Genomic DNA, 15445 nt, shown 5'->3' with positions numbered 1-15445 from the left:
TATGTATGTGAGTTGACTGGCCGTCGGCCGCCATCACGATGGAACGGGAGCCCCGGCGTCCGGTATCCCGAACCCTCGGCAACGCTTCGCGCCGACTTCGTCCAACCCCTTGCCGAAGCCTTAGCGGAAGGTTAACGTCCCGCACCGCACGCCGCATTCGAGCCAACGGCCGCACCTGACCGGCACAGCGCACTCAAACCGCCTACAAGACAAGGACGTCACCATGTCGGCATTGAGCAGCAACTGGGACCGTCGATCCGTACTGCGGGCCGCCGCCGGCCTCGCCGCCCTGGGGCCGCTGGCCGCCTGCGGCAGCAACAACGGGCGTTCCGGGGGCGGGAGTTCGGGAAAGGAGCTGGTCCAGTACTTCCACGCCTACGGAGAGGCGGGCACCGAGCAGGCCGTCAAACGGTACGCGAAGGCCTACGACACGGCACAGGTGACCACGCAGTGGATCACCGGCAGCGACTTCGAGAGCAAGCTGTTCGCGTCACTGCTCACCAAGAACGCGCCGGACGTCTTCGAGTTCCACCCGCAGATCCAGCTCGTCAAGAGCGGCCAGGTGGCGGACCTGAGCGACATCGTCGATCCGGTCAAGGACGACTTCAACCCGGCCGACATCGCCTCGCACACCGTCGACGGGAAGATCTACGGCGTCCGCATGATCGACGACCCGCAGTTCTTCTTCTACCGGCCCTCCCTGCTGGAGAAGGCCGGCGTCAAGGTGCCGACCACGCTCGACGAACTCGTCGAGGCCGCCGCGAAGTTGACGACCGGCAAGGTCAAGGGCCTGTTCATCGGCAACGACCTGCACGCCGTCATCAACCCGATGATCTGGTCCGCGGGTGCCGACACCCTCGACGACAGGAACCAGATCGCCTACCACACCGAGGGGGTCAAGGAGGGGCTGAAGAAGATGCGGGGCCTGTTCACCAGCGGCCATCTGCTCCTCGACGCCCCGGCCGACTACTGGGACCCGTCGGCGATCAACCAGGGCCTGTGCGCGATCCAGTTCTGCGGGATGTGGGCCATGCCGCAGATGCAGAAGGTGCTGGGCGACGACATCGGGGTCTTCCCCTTCCCGAAGGTCACCGACGCGGGCAAGCCGTCCGTCTACAACGGCGGATGGTCGATGTTCGTCAACGCCAAGGGGAGGAACGTCGACCTGGCCAAGGAGTACGTGAAGTGGCTCTGGATCGACCAGAAGAAGTACCAGGAGGACTGGTCGCTGTCGTACGGCTTCCACATCCCGCCGCGTTCCTCGCTGGCCGCGTCCGCCGCCAAGCTGAAGTCGGGTCTGCCGGCGGAGGGTGTCGAACTCTTCGGCCAGTACGGGCACTTCGACAACATCGGCTGGACCCAGTCCATGATCACCGCGCTTGAGGACGTCTTCGCCAACTGCGTCCGCAAGAACGGCGACCCGGAGGCCGCGCTCGACAAGGCGGACGTGACCGTGAACCGCGAGCTCAAGAAGCTCTTCGGATAGACCGGCGGACGGACCCCGACATGTCGACCACCACGTCGCACGGTGTCTCGCGTTCCGCCCCGGCCAGGGCCACGGCGGCCCGGCCGCGGCGGTTCCGGCGAGGCGGAAGCACCCTCGCCTTCTGGCTCTTCACCGGCCCCTTCCTCATCGGCCTGACCGTCTTCGTGTACGTGCCGATCGGCTGGAGCCTGTGGCTGAGCTTCTTCGAGGCACGCTTCACCGTCACCCCCGACACGTTCGTCGGCCTCGACAACTACCGGCAGATGCTGGAGAACGGCAACTTCACCGGCTCGCTGGTGACGTTCACCGTCTTCGCCGCCTTCATCGTGCCGCTGACCTGGGCACTCTCCCTCGGCCTCGCGCTGCTGGTGAACCGGCTGCGGTTCATGCGGGCGTTCTTCCGGTCGGTGTTCTTCCTGCCGACCGCGTGCAGCTACGTCGCCGCCTCGCTGATCTGGAAGATGTCCATCTTCAGCGGGGTCCGCTTCGGTCTGATGAACACCGTCCTCGGCTGGTTCGGGATCGAGAACACCGCCTGGCTGGCCAACCCCGATCCGCCCTGGTACTGGCTGGTCATCGTGACCGCGCGGCTCTGGCTCCAGGCGGGCTTCTACATGATCCTCTTCCTGGCCGCCCTGCAGAACATCCCTCCGGAGCTCTACGAGGCCGCCGCGATCGACGGCGCCGGTCCCGGCTGGCAGTCCTTCCGCCACATCACCCTGCCGCAACTGCGGGCCACCTCGACGGCTGTGATCCTGCTGCTCCTCGTGGCCGCCTACCAGGCCTTCGACGAGTTCTTCAACCTGCTCTCGAAGACCACCTGGGGCCGCCCGCCGCTCGTCGAGCTGTACTACACGGCGCTGGGCCAGGCCCAGGACTACGGCGCGGGCAGCGCGGGCGCGGTCATCCTCACGCTGCTCATCTGCATGGTGACCCTGCTCCAGGGCAGGTTCATGGGATTCGGACGCGGGGAGGACGCCGGATGACCGCCGTCACGCGGGCTCGCAAGGCCCACGCCGCCGTACCGGGGAGGCGCCGGCGAAGCGGCCGGAGCGCTGTCCTCGGCAGCACCGGGCTGTACATCGCCACCGGGGTCGCCGGTCTGCTGTTCCTCGTCCCGTTCTATCTGCTCGTGCGCAACGCCCTGTCGACCGACGCCGCCATCACCGGCGAGAACTGGCAGTTCTTCCCCACGGACCTGAAGTGGGGCAACATCCGTGAGCTGTTCGACGACCCCACCGTCCCCTTCGCCCGCTCCCTGTGGAACTCCGCCGTCGTCGGGGTGCTGCACACCCTCGGCACCCTGCTGGTGTGCTCGCTCGCCGGCTACGGTCTCGCGCGCATCCCGTACCGCCACGCCGACAAGGTCTTCTACGCGGTGCTGGTCACCCTGATGGTGCCCTCCGCCGTGACCTTCGTGCCGAGCTTCGTGCTGGTGTCGTCGCTCGGCTGGGTGGACAGTCTTCGCGGCCTCATCATTCCGGGGCTTTTCAGCGGTTTCACGTGCTTCCTCTTCCGGCAGTACTTCTTGGGGTTCCCGAAGGAGCTGGAGGAGGCGGCGCGCATGGACGGGCTCGGCCACTGGGGCGCGTACTGGCGCATCGTGGTGCCCAACTCCCTCAACTTCTTCGCCGCGATCGCGACCATCACGTTCATCAGCGGCTGGAACGCCTTCCTGTGGCCTCTGGTCATCGGCCAGAACCCCGACGCCTGGACCGTCCAGGTCGCGCTGTCCTCGTACATGACGAACCAGACCGTCAACTTCCATCTGATCTTCATGGCCACGGCCATTTCCATCCTGCCCCTGGTGTTCGTGTTCCTCTTCCTCCAGCGCTGGCTGGTCCAGGGAATCGCGCAGACCGGCATCAAGGGCTGAACGAGGAGACGCATGTCTTTCCGCACCTCTCCCGGACCACCGGCCTCTCCCCCGTCCACCACCGACTACGTCGAGGACGTCTCCCCCGGCAGCGGCGCTCTCCCGCCCCGCGCCTGGTACGCCTCCTCGGACGCCCGGTCCCTGTCCCTGAACGGCCGCTGGGACTTCCGGCTCTCGCCCACCGCCGACGCCGAGGACGACTCCTTCGCGGCCGAGGGGTACGAGCCCGACGGCTGGACCGGGGTGGAGGTCCCCGGTCACTGGGTGCTGCAGGGTCATGGATCGCCCATCTACACCAACCACCTCTACCCGTTCCCCGTCGACCCGCCGCGCGTGCCGACCGAGAACCCGACCGGCGACCATCTGCGCCGCTTCGACCTGCCGCCGGACTGGCCCGCGGACGGCGGTACGGTCCTGCGCTTCGACGGGGTCGAGTCCTGTGCCCGGGTCTGGCTGAACGGCACGGACCTCGGCACGTTCCAGGGCTCGCGGCTGCCGCACGAGTTCGCCGTCGGCCATCTGCTCGAGCCCGGCGGCAACGTGCTCGCGGTCCGGGTCCACCAGTGGTCGGCGGGCTCCTATCTGGAGGACCAGGACCAGTGGTGGCTGCCGGGCATCTTCCGCGACGTCACCCTGCTGCACCGGCCGCCGGGCAGCGCGCTCGACTTCTTCGTGCACGCCTCCTACGACCACCACGAGGGCCTGGGGACCCTGCGCGTCGACTCCGACGTCGACGGCCGGGTCCTCGTCCCCGGCCTGGACATCGATGTCGGGGCCGGGACCCCGGCCACCGTCCCGGTGCTGCCCTGGACCGCCGAGACACCCCGGCTCTACGACGGCGAACTGGTCACCGAGGGCGAGCGCGTCCCCCTGCGCATCGGCTTCCGCACGGTCGAACTCGCGGACGGGCAGATCAAGGTGAACGGCACGGCCGTCCTCTTCAAGGGCGTCAACCGGCACGAATGGCATCCGGAGCACGGCCGCGCGCTCGATCCCGAGACCATGCTCGCGGACGTGCTGCTGATGAAGCGGCACAACATCAACGCCGTCCGCACCTCGCACTACCCGCCGCACCCCGCCTTCCTCGACCTGTGCGACACCTACGGCCTGTGGGTCGTCGACGAGTGCGACCTGGAGACCCACGGTTTCACCGAACAGGGCTGGCGCGACAACCCCGTCGACGACCCGCGCTGGACACCCGCCCTGCTCGACCGCGTGGCCCGCATGGTCGAACGCGACAAGAACCATCCGTCGGTCGTCCTGTGGTCCCTCGGCAACGAGGCCGGCACCGGGCGCGGTCTCACCGCGATGGCCGAGTGGATCCGCGGCCGCGACGGCTCCCGGCTCCTCCACTACGAGGGCGACCACGGCTGCCGTGACACGGACGTCTATTCACGCATGTATGCCGACCACACCGAGGTCGAACGGATCGGCCGGCACCAGGACGACGGCGGGCTGAAGCGGCGTCACCTTCCCTTCATCCTGTGCGAGTACGGGCACGCGATGGGCAACGGACCCGGCGGCATCGCCGACTACCAGCGCCTGTTCACCACGTACGACCGTCTCCAGGGCGGCTTCATCTGGGAGTGGATCGACCACGGCGTCCAGGACGAGCGCCACGGGTTCGCGTACGGAGGGGACTTCGGCGAGGAACTGCACGACGGGAACTTCGTGTGCGACGGGCTGCTCTTCCCGGACCGGACACCGTCCCCCGGGCTCGCCGAGTTCAAGAAGGTCATCGAGCCCGTCCGCATCGACGGCGGGGGCTCCTTCCCGCCTTCCGCCGAGGGCCCGGCGGCCGACGCGGGCCGGGACGGCACCGTACGCGTCACCAACGGGTACGACTTCGCGGACCTTTCCCGGCTGGCCTTCGCGTGGTCGTACCAAGTGGACGGCGAGACCGTCGGCTCGGGCCCGCTCGTGGTGCCCGCGCTGGCGCCGGGAGAGTCGGCCGACGTCGCACTGCCGGCACCGCCCGTGGACCCGCGGGGCGTCGCGGCACAGTGGACGGTCCGGGCGGTGCTGGCCGAGGAGACGGCCTGGGGACCGCGCGGCCATGTCGTCGCCTGGGCACAACTTCCCTTGACGGAACGCACGTTGCCCGCCTTCGCGCCTTCCGCGGTTCCGGTCCGCGGCGACGGGGTGATCACCCTCGGGCCGGGCACGTTCGACCCCCGCACCGGGGCACTGCTGGCCCTCGGCGGGGTCGAGGTCACCGGCCCCCGCATCGACGTGTGGCGCGCCCCGACCGACAACGACAACGGGGCGCACTGGCAGCCGGACGCCCGTCACGGCCCGCTCTGGCGCGCCCTGGGCCTGCACCGGATGCGGCACCGCCTGGACGCGGTGGAGGCGGGCGACGACTCGCTGACCGTACGCACCCGGGTCGCGCCCGCGGCCCGTGACGTGGGCCTGCGCACGGTGTACCGCTGGACATCCGACGGCACCCGGCTGCGGCTGACCGTGTCCGTGGCACCCGAGGGCCGGTGGGGACCGCCCCTGCCGCGCCTCGGTGTCCGGCTCGGGCTTCCGGGCTCCGCGGACCGGGTGACCTGGTTCGGGGGCGGTCCCGGAGAGGGCTACCCGGACACCAAGGCCGCCTGTATGAACGGACGTTGGGAGTCGACGGTCGACGCGATGCAGACACCGTACGTGCGCCCGCAGGAGAACGGCGCGCGGCCCGGCGTCCACTGGGCCGAGATCGGCGGAGTACGCGTCGAGGGCGACCCGGCGTTCTGGTTGACCGCGCGCCGCTGGACGACCGAGCAGCTCGACGCGGCGGACCATCTGACGGATCTCGCCCCCGGCGGCACGGTCTGGGTCAACCTCGATCACGGTCAGCAGGGCATCGGTTCGCAGTCGTGCGGTCCCGGCGCCCTTCCGCGGTACCAACTGCGGGCCACTCCGGCGGAGTTCTCGTTCGTGTTCTCCGAGATCCGGGACTGAGCCCCACGTCCCGAGCGCGGCCGGACGGCTCTCCCCAGCCGTCCGGCCGCGCCTGTCAGTGGTCGGCGCAGCAGGGGGTCGGGTCCGGCACCTCGAAGGGCACCAGGGTGCCACCGGCGGCCGGCATCGTCGCGAGGACGAGCCGGCCGTCACGCCACTCCGGGCGCACGTGGTCGCGGGTGACCAGCTCCGCCTCCGGGGCGGCCCCCTCGGGGGAACCGAGCACGGTGACCCGGTCCACCGCGGAGACCTCCAGCAGCCGTGCGACGGTCAGCACTCCGCTGACGGCGCCGGCCCCCGGGTACAGGACGGCACGGCCGCCCGTGCGCGCCCCGTGTTCGGCGGCCGCGTGGGCGGCCCCGGCCGCGAGCTCGTCGGGCCCGTGCCGCTCCTCGCCGAAAGCGACACCCGGTCGAGTGCCGCGCCCGGCGTCGGGACCGGCACCCGCCCCGCCGCCCTCACCGGCCCCGGCACCGGCACCCGGGACGGTGTCGGTGCCGGACCGGTCGGCGGGGTCCTGCGTGAGCCGCTGCCAGACTGCACGGGCCGCCCGCTCCGACGGCACGGCGAAGGACAGCGCCGTGTGCGGCCGCCGCCCGTCCCGTACGTGGTGCGTGCAGCCCAGCACGTCCGCGGGGAGGCCGAGTTCCGCGGCGAGCGAGCGCAGCAGATGGTCGGCCTCCCGCAGGGCGCCCGTATGACCGGTGTCGACTCCGACGACGTACGGCCCGCTCACGACGGGAGGACCCACACCGGGTTGGAGTAGAACCACAGGTCCTTCCACGGGTCGGCGTCGCCGAGGACGTCCACGGCCGGACCCGCCGGGTCGACCGAGGCGCCCCGCAGGCCGACGGCGGAGCGGTTGCCGTCGGTGCCGCGCAGCCGGACGTACACCGGGCGGTCGACGGTGCCGAGGTCGTAGGTGAGGCGGACCGTGCCGGACGACTTGTTCACCTCGTAGGACTTGGCGACCCGTGCGGTGGGGGCGGCGAGCGTGTCCCGGTCGGAGGCCGCGCCTGTCACATCGCCCTGGATGACGTCGACGCGCGCCAGCTTCGGCACGAAGCCGGCCCAGTTGGGGCCGCCGGCCAGTCCGAGGTCCACGGTCAGGGTGACCCGGGTGCCCTTGCGTACGTGCAGCGCTCCGCCGAGGGTGGCCCAGCGGCCGCCGCCGGAGACCCGCGCGTCGAGACCGCTGACGAGCTGCCCGTGGTCGACCCAGACCCGGCCGGCGCGGATGCCGTCCATCACGGCCGCGTAGGAGAATCCGTCGGAGCCGACGTGCGTACGGCTGTACTGGCCGGGCCAGTAGTCGCCCTGGGTGGTGTCGATCCTGCCGCCGTAGACCGGGTCGGTGTGCCGGCCGTTGAGGGTGAAGTCGCTGTCCGGTCCGCCGCGTACGGCGGTGTCCGTGTAGACCTGGTGGGAGTCGGAGTTGGCGGTGATCCACCAGGGCTTGCCCTCGGCGAGGAGGCTGTCCCACAGGCCTCCGACGGTGGCGGTCATCCAGTCGAAGCCGCCCCAGGTGCGGTAGCTCTCCAGCGGGTAGCCGGCGAAGGAGTTGGCGCTCGGGCTGTTGTCGTACAGACCGCGTGCGACGCCCATGCCGTACGTCTTCTCGATGCCGCCGGCCTGGTGGCCGGGGGCGCCCTCGAAACCGACGGCGATCTGGTGGGACGCCGGGGTCGCGTCGCGCCAGGCGCGGATCTCGTGCGGGGAGTCGAGGCCCTTGCGGGCGGGGTGGTTGGCCAGCATCAGGATGTCCTTGACGCGGCGGCGCTGGACCTGTTCGGCGAGGAAGTTGAGGCCCGCGATGGCGAGCGCCTCGTTGGCGGGCGTCGAGTCGGTGGCACCCCTGAGGCTGCCGTCGTAGTCCGTCTCGAACTGCTTGAGGACCGCGACCTCGTTGCGGCCGGGGTGGACGAAGACGGTGCCGTGCTCGGCGGCCGGGATGTTCCATTCGAGGCCCTGGAAGACGAGGGTGTCCTCGTGGATCTCCCGGGCCTCGCGGATGTCCGGGTTGACCTTGTCCACACCGATCTTGGCGTGGGTCTCGCTGCCGTGGTCGGTGATGACCATCCAGTCCAGGCCGTGCGCGGCGCCCTGGCGGACCTGGTCGCGGACGCGGTACTTGCCGTCGCTGCTGTACTGGGTGTGGATGTGGTGGTCTCCGGCGAGCCACAGGAAGCCGTTCTTTCCGCGGCCGCCCGTCGAGGCGTACGCGGGGGCGGCGGCCCCCTCCGCGAGGACACCGCCGGCGGCGAGGCCGGCGCCCAGCAGTCCCGCGCGGCGCAGGAGTGAGCGTCGCGACTGCTGCTCGGGGCTGAGGGCCTCGTCGGGAACGGCGGTGTCGAAGGCGGCGGGCAGCGTGGCACCCGTGCCCTCGTGATCGTGCGGGTGGTGATGGTGATGCCCGTGCTCGTGTCCGTGCGTGTGCCCCATGACCGTCTCCTGAGTCCCGCCCCGCCCCTGCGGGCGCGTCATGAGGAGATTCGGGGCGGAGCATGAACAGCGGGCGGCCCCCTCGTGTTCGCCGGACGACCTGAATCGGTCAACTGGCTTTATCCATAGGTGTGTTACTTCTCGACGTGTCCGTTGCGTCACGAATTCCACGGAGTCGGCGATCGGGCGGGACTAGGCTTCTGCCTGGGTTCCCGAGGAAATGCTCTGTGGCGAAAAGGTGGTTCTCATGCCTCGTGCCGGACTCACGACCGAGCGGGTCGTGCTGGCGGCGGCCGATCTCGCGGACGAGATCGGCTTCGAGAACGTCACCGTGGCCGCGCTGGCCCGGCAGTTCGGGGTGAAGGACGCGAGCATGTACGCGCATGTACGCAACGTCCGGGAGCTGCGCGAGCGCATCGCGCTGCTCGCGTCCGGCGAGATGATCGACAGGATCGCCACCGCCGTGGCCGGACGGGCCGGCAAGGACGCGCTCGTCGCGTTCGCCGACGCCTATCGCGCCTACGCGCTGGAGCGGCCCGGGCGCTACCGGGCCACGCACACGCAGCTCGACCCGGACCTGGTCGCGGAGCGGGCGGAGTACCGCCGCACGGCCGGGGTCACCGCCGAGGTCACGAGTGGAATGCTCCGCGCCTACGGGCTGTCCGAGCCTGATCTGACCGACGCCGTACGCCTGTTGCGCAGTACCTTCCACGGCTACTGCACGCTTGAGGCCATCGGCGGATTCGGCGCCCCGCGCTCGGTGGAGACGTCCTGGCGACACGCGCTGGACGCCCTGCACGTGGCGCTGGAGAACTGGCCGCGCGCCGAGGCAGGGCGGCCCGGCTGACCGACCTCCTACAGCAGCCCCAGATCTCCCAGTTCCTTGTGCAGGTCCGCGCGGGGGTTGCCGGGGTTCTGGGTCGGGGTGGGGGTTCCCGTGCCGGTGCCGGTGCCGCTGCCGGAACCGGTGGCCGGGAGGGTGCGTGGGCGGCGGTCGCGGAAGATCCACGCGCCGGCCAGGCCGCCGATCAGGCCGCCGAGGTGGCCGAGCCAGCTCACCCCCGGCGTTCCGGGCACCGCCACGGTGAGCATGTAGGCGAAGGAGGCCGCCATGACGACACCGATCAGCGTGTCGATCAGGTGGCGGTCGAAGATCCCGCGGACCACGACATAGCCGAAGTACCCGAAGATCAGGCCGCTCGCGCCGACCGTGTCCACATCCCCTCGTTCGAAGAACCAGACCACGAACCCGCTGCTCAGCGCGACCAGCAGACTCAGGCCGAGGAAGCGGACCACACCCCGGTAGGCGGCGAGGAACCCGAAGACGAACAGCGGCCCGGAGTTGCTCTCGATGTGCGCCCAACTCCAGTGCAGGAAGGGCGCGCTGAGGATGTCGGGCAGCGAGGCGACATCGCCGGACACCACACCGTAGTCCCGCGACAACGCGTAGTCGTCGGCGTAGTTGGCCAGTTGCACCAGCCAGACGACCGCCAGGAACCCGAACATCACGAAGAACGCCTTCCGCGCCTCCGCGATGATCTGCTCCGCGCCCACCGGGCCCCCACCCCGGCCCACGTCAGAACCACCCATGACACACCCCCCTGCTCCGGCGGATCCGTCTCCGCCTCACTCCGAACTCTAGGCAACGCCGGCGAAGCCGCCACCGTCCAGGGGGACCACTCCGCCGGCGCCGTCGAAGCGGAAGGCCGCCGTTCCTCCCTCGGCCCAGGTCACCGTCACGTCGTACGCGCCGGGTCCCGTGCCCTCGGGCGTCGTCACCCGCACGGACACCAGGTCCGTGAGCGGGAGCGGGTCCCGGTCGGCGGTGAGGCGGACGAGGGCGACGAAGAGGGAGGGGCCGTCCCCGGTGACGCCCTCCCCCGTGGCCGACAGACCGTGCACGGGCAGGAGTTCGGGACGCGCGGCGTCGTACGCCGCCCAGCCCGTGACCCGTACCGGTGTGCCGGCATCCGCGCCCGACACCAGGTGCGCCCGCACCTCCACGGCACCCCGCGCGACCACGAGACAGACCGCCCCGACGCCCTCCGAGACCGTGTGCCGGGACGCCGCCCAGTCCGCTCCGGCCCCCAGCGGCACGATCCCCGTACGGCCCGCCTCGCCACCGACGATCACGCTGTTGTCGTACGAGGGTGAGGGCTTCGTCGCCGTCGAGTAGGCGAGCCGCGTGTAGTAGGGGTCGTAGCGGACGTCCTCGCTGCCGTGGTTGTGGAGGCGGACCAGACCGTCCGAACGCGTCGACTGGAGCAGCCAGTTGGGCGGCCCGATCCTGGTGACGGCGTCGGCGCGCTCCGCGGGGCCCGCCTCCTCCGTGGCCGTCCAGACCTCGTGTTCCGGGGGCAGCAGCAGGGCGACGAAGGCCTTGCTCGCCCAGTACGGCGAGGCGGGCCCGGAGTAGTGCTGGACGAACGCCTCGTCGGGGCCGTGCCAGCCGAGGGTGAGCAGGCCGTTGCCGTCCACCGCACCCCGGTCGAGGAAGTAGCGCAGGGCGCCGGAGGCGAGGCGCCGGGTCTCGCCCGGGGACAGCGGGGTCCGGCCGGTGAGCGCGCCGAGCCACAGCGGGGCGGTGGCGGCGAAGCGGTAGGTGAGCGAGCGGCCCTGGAGCATCGGCGCGCCGTCACCGCCGAACAGCCGGGCATAGTCGGCGAGATGGGCCTCCAGACGGCCGGCGTACAGGTCGAGGAGCCGGGCGTCGTCCGCCAGCCAGGCGTGCAGCACCGGATAGAGGTGCATCGCCCAGCCGTTGTAGTAGTCGAACTTGCGCCCGTGGCCGTCGGTGTACCAGCCGTCACCGAGATACCACTGCTCGATGCGCTCCAGCCCGCGGTCGATCGCGGCACGCGACGCCTCGGGCTCGTAGCCGACCTCCTGGAGGAAGCCGCCGACCGTCACCGGGAACAACTCCCAGTTGCAGGCCCAGGGTTCGGCCGTCAGCGCGTCGCCGAGCCATGCGGCGGCCCGCTGCCGCACGCCGTCGTCCAGGCGGTCCCACAGCAGCGGACGGGTCAGCCGCAGCGCGAGCGCGATCGACGCGGCCTCGACGAGGGGCTGGCCGCGGTCCTCGACTCGGGGCCAGACGCCCGCCGTTCCGGCGGTCAGCCCCCGCGCGTACCGCTCCAGGACCTTCTCGTCACGACGGAAACCCGCCAGCAGGAGCGTGCGGGCGTAGCCCTCCAGGCCGTCGGAGAGTCCCCCGGCGCTGCTCGTGTGCGCTCCGGGGAAGTGGTAGAGGGCCTGGTCGTCGGTGGCGTACGGGGCGACCGCGGCGAGCAGGGAATCGGCGACCGCCTCCCAATGGGCGCGCGTGCGGCCGGTGTACGGGCTCAGGGACCTGTCCTCGGCGGGCTCGGCGTGCATCACTGGCCTTCCTGTTCCGGGCCGGGCCCGGCCTCCCGGACGCCGGCTTTTTTCGGGTGGGCCGAGCCGGATACCTGGGGCGCCCCGGTTCCGGTCGGAACGCCCCAGGGGCTCGTCCCACCCTCACCAGAGCCCTCGGCACCGGACGCGGGCTCCTCCAACGGGACGGCGGAGCGTCAAGGCGACGGGACCTGGCCGAAGGACGATACCGCTGATCGGCAAGCGCTTTCCAGAGGGCGGTCCCGGGGCCGGCCGGGCACCCTACACATCGGGCCGGATCAGGACTCACCTTTCCCCCGGACCCGCCGAAGGGCGACTCCGAGGTGCCACACTGGCCTCTCCCGGGTGGGGGCCCGGGTGACCCACGGGGAGGGAACCTTGAGCGATCCGCGATGCGAAGCGGCGTTGGTGTTCACCGACGAGGCGGACCCCGAGGGCGCGGCGGAGGCCGTGTCCCTTCTGGCCGAGGAGCTGTCCCTGCTGGATCCGGCCTCCGTACGGCACGCGACCGGCGGTCCGGCTCCCGACGGCACACGGGCCGGGGACACGGTGGTCTGGACGACGCTCCTCGTCGGCGCGACGAGCGCGGCGACGCTGAGGGCGCTCATCGCGCTGGCGCAGGACTGGCTCGCGCGCCGCAACTCGGGCTCGATCGACATCACGATCGACGGTGACGAACTGCATCTGACGTCCGTCTCCCGCGCGGACCAGCGGCACGCCGTCGAACTGTTCGCGGCCAAGCACGCTCCCCGAGAGGCCGACGCGGCCGATGCGTAAATCCGCGCTCCTCGTCGTCAACCAGCATTACGCGGACGGACGATTCAGCGAGTTACCGGGTGCCGCGGCGGACGCCGAGCACCTCGCCGGCGTGCTCGGCGACCCGGCCATCGGCGCGTTCGAGGTCACCGTCGTCGAGAACGGCACGGCGCTGGAGATCCGCAGGGCGGTCCAGTCGTTCTTCGCCCACGCGCAGAGCCAGGACCTGCTCCTGCTCCATCTCTCCTGCCACGGCCGCAAGGACGCGCGGGGCCGGCTGCACTTCATCGCCTCGGACACGGAAGGGGACTTCCTGGACGCGACCGCGGTCTCCTCCGAATTCGTCGCGGACCAACTGGAGCAGAGTCCCTGCCGCCGGGCCGTCGTCCTGCTGGACTGCTGCTACAGCGGGGCGTTCGCCAAAGGCATGCGGACCCGCGGAGCCATGCCGGCGGTCGATGTGAGGGAGCCCTTCTCCGGGCGGGGCCGGGTCGTGATCACGTCCTCGACCGCCCTGCAGTACAGCCACGAGAGCGAGATGAGCAGCAGGGAGCGGGCCGAGCCGTCCCTCTTCACCGCGGCCGTGGTGGAGGGACTGCGGGACGGCACCGCCGATCTGGACGGGGACGGCTATGTGTCGGTCGAGGAGCTGTACGCCTTCGTCCATGACCGCGTACGCAGCCGGCTGCCCAGCCAGACGCCGACCCGGAGCGTCAACAACTCCGAGGGCACGCTCTATCTGACGCGCAATCCCGGCGTCCTGTACGTGAGCGTGCCCGAGGGCCCGGCGCTTCCCGACACCCTCCGCGCCGCGATCCTCACCGGGGCCGCCTGGCAGCGGCTGGGCGCCCTGCACGAGGTGGAACGGCTGCTCGGAAGCCGCCACGGCCCGGTCCGCGAGGCCGCCCTGGAAGCCCTGACCATGCTGGTGCACGACCGTGACCCGCAGGTCGGCGCCCGGGCCGAGAGGCTCTGGCACAGCCGTGGCCTCGGCGCCCCGCCCTCGGGGACGCCGGACGCCGCCTCCCGGGTCGCCCGGCCGATCGCGGACGGGTCGAAGATCCTCGGCATCGATTTCGGGACGACCAATTCCGCGGTGGCCGTGTTCCTGGACGGTGAGGTGCGGGTCGTTCCGAACCGCCACGGAGAGGTCACGACGCCGAGCGTCGTGGCGTTCGCCGAGGACGGGGCACTGCTGGTGGGGAAGGCCGCCAAGGAGCAGGCCTCCCGCGTTCCGGGCGGCGGCATCCACCGGGTCAAACTGGAACTGGGCACAGGGTGGACCTACCGGCACGGGGCCCGGCGCTTCTCCGCCGAGGAGGTCGCCTCGTGGATCCTCGCCGACCTGCGGCACAGCGCGGAAGCGTATCTGGGCGAGACGGTGACCCGGGCGGTCCTCACCGTGCCCGCCTACTTCAACCACGTCCAGCGCGCGGCCCTGGCGGACGCGGCGGCTCTCGCGGGCATCGAAGCGGTCAGGATGCTGAACGAGCCGACCGCCGCGGCGCTTTCGTACGGTTTCGGCCGGGACGACGAGACGATCATGGTGTTCGACCTGGGCGGCGGCACCCTGGACGTGTCCCTGCTGAACGTCGGTGACGGGGTCGTCGCGACCGAGGGGACCAGCGGCGACAGCCGCCTGGGAGGAAGCGACTGGGACCGTCGCATCGTCGATCATCTCGTACGCGACCTCGCCCTCCGCCAGGGCGTCCGGCTCACCGACCGGGCCGCCCTCCAGCGGGTGGCCGAGGCCGCGGAAGCGGCGAAGATCGAGCTGTCGCAGGCCACGGCCGCGACCGTCGCCCTGCCGTTCATCGCGATGTCCCCGTCCGGGCCGGTGCACATGGATGTCACGCTGACGCGCGCGCAGGTGGAGAAGCTGACGAAGGATCTGCTGGAGCGCTGCGCCCAGCCGATGCACCAGGCCTTGAAGAACGCGTGGGGGACCCACCGGATCGAGGACATCGACCACTTCATCCTGGTGGGCGGAGCCACCCGGATGCCGGCGATCGCGACGCTCGTCAAGGAGCTGGCGGGCGGCCGGGAACCGATCCGGGCCATCATCCCCGAAGGAGTGGTCATCGGTGCCACGCTGCTGAGTGCCGTACTGACCGGCCAGCTGCGCGACGAACTGCTCCTGGACGTGACCTCCCTGCCTCTCGGCATCGAGACGAAGGGCGGCGTCATGACCAACCTCGTCGAAGGGGACACGACGATCCCGACGAAACGCGGCGAGATCTTCACCACCGTCGTGGACGGGCAGTCCCACGCCCGGATCGGCGTCTACCAGGGATACCGTGAGATCGCCGAGTTCAACACGAAGATCGGTGTGCTCGAACTGCCGCTGCCCCCGGCCCCGCGCGGCGTCCCGCGGATCGAGGTGACCTTCGACATCGACGCCAACCACGTGGTGCACGTCGTCGCCAAGGACCTCGGCAACGGCAACGAGACGTCCGTGCTGCTGGACCGGCGCAGCACGGCCCACGCCCTGGCTCAGGAATCCGACCCCCGGAAGGCGCTGGCCCAGGTGCCCCTGGAACAGCCGAAGGCCGGTTCCTGACCGC

The 15445-nt window shown here is 71.0% G+C and carries 11 protein-coding genes; 7 read left to right on the top strand and 4 right to left on the bottom strand.

Annotated elements, in window-relative coordinates; genetic code table 11:
* Positions 1 to 223 precede the first annotated feature (223 nt).
* From ACWEBX_RS07070 to ACWEBX_RS07055, 4 genes are read left to right on the top strand one after another with little or no spacing between them, the layout of a single operon-like run.
* On the top strand, positions 224 to 1486 hold the full coding sequence (locus ACWEBX_RS07070) for an ABC transporter substrate-binding protein (RefSeq protein ID WP_451883879.1): 1263 nt from the start codon (positions 224 to 226) through the stop codon (positions 1484 to 1486).
* A gap of 20 nt (positions 1487 to 1506) precedes the next feature.
* Entirely contained in the window at positions 1507 to 2472 is a 966-nt protein-coding gene (locus tag ACWEBX_RS07065) for a carbohydrate ABC transporter permease (RefSeq protein ID WP_451883878.1), read from the top strand.
* Entirely contained in the window at positions 2469 to 3362 is an 894-nt protein-coding gene (locus ACWEBX_RS07060; protein ID WP_451883877.1) for a carbohydrate ABC transporter permease, read from the top strand. The genes ACWEBX_RS07065 and ACWEBX_RS07060 overlap by 4 nt, the downstream gene beginning before the upstream one ends.
* A 12-nt stretch (positions 3363 to 3374) precedes the next feature.
* Positions 3375 to 6308 (top strand): glycoside hydrolase family 2 TIM barrel-domain containing protein, encoded by a 2934-nt coding sequence (locus ACWEBX_RS07055; protein WP_451883876.1) that lies wholly within the window; start codon positions 3375 to 3377, stop codon positions 6306 to 6308.
* 55 nt (positions 6309 to 6363) lie between these two features.
* On the opposite strand, the gene ACWEBX_RS07050 is transcribed toward ACWEBX_RS07055, so the two are convergent.
* A complete protein-coding gene (locus ACWEBX_RS07050) occupies positions 6364 to 7044 on the bottom strand; it encodes a hypothetical protein (RefSeq protein ID WP_451883875.1) in 681 nt (226 codons plus the stop codon).
* Entirely contained in the window at positions 7041 to 8750 is a 1710-nt protein-coding gene (locus ACWEBX_RS07045) for a PHP domain-containing protein (protein WP_451883874.1), read from the bottom strand. The genes ACWEBX_RS07050 and ACWEBX_RS07045 overlap by 4 nt, the downstream gene beginning before the upstream one ends.
* A 247-nt stretch (positions 8751 to 8997) precedes the next feature.
* Between ACWEBX_RS07045 and ACWEBX_RS07040 the strand changes: the two genes are divergently transcribed.
* Positions 8998 to 9597, top strand: coding sequence for a TetR/AcrR family transcriptional regulator (locus tag ACWEBX_RS07040; protein ID WP_451883873.1), 600 nt, complete (start codon positions 8998 to 9000; stop codon positions 9595 to 9597).
* 8 nt (positions 9598 to 9605) lie between these two features.
* Here the strand turns inward: ACWEBX_RS07040 and ACWEBX_RS07035 are convergent, their stop codons facing one another.
* Together ACWEBX_RS07035 and ACWEBX_RS07030 are read right to left on the bottom strand one after the other, a co-directional pair.
* Positions 9606 to 10340, bottom strand: a complete 735-nt coding sequence (locus ACWEBX_RS07035; RefSeq protein ID WP_451883872.1) for a rhomboid family intramembrane serine protease — start codon at positions 10338 to 10340, stop codon at positions 9606 to 9608.
* 48 nt (positions 10341 to 10388) lie between these two features.
* The gene (locus ACWEBX_RS07030; protein WP_451883871.1) at positions 10389 to 12125 is read right to left on the bottom strand and encodes a DUF2264 domain-containing protein; all 1737 of its coding nucleotides are present in this window, start codon (positions 12123 to 12125) and stop codon (positions 10389 to 10391) included.
* 378 nt (positions 12126 to 12503) lie between these two features.
* Here ACWEBX_RS07030 and ACWEBX_RS07025 point away from each other — a divergent pair, with 378 nt between their 5' ends.
* Entirely contained in the window at positions 12504 to 12902 is a 399-nt protein-coding gene (locus ACWEBX_RS07025; RefSeq protein WP_451883870.1) for a hypothetical protein, read from the top strand.
* On the top strand, positions 12895 to 15441 hold the full coding sequence (locus tag ACWEBX_RS07020) for a caspase, EACC1-associated type (protein ID WP_451883869.1): 2547 nt from the start codon (positions 12895 to 12897) through the stop codon (positions 15439 to 15441). Before ACWEBX_RS07025 ends, ACWEBX_RS07020 begins: the two co-directional genes overlap by 8 nt.
* Positions 15442 to 15445: the final 4 nt, after the last annotated feature.

It is taken from the genome of Streptomyces sp. NPDC005070, assembly GCF_053600395.1.
The sequence above is the reverse complement of the archived record's forward strand: the minus strand, read 5'-3'. Positions and strand labels throughout refer to the sequence as shown.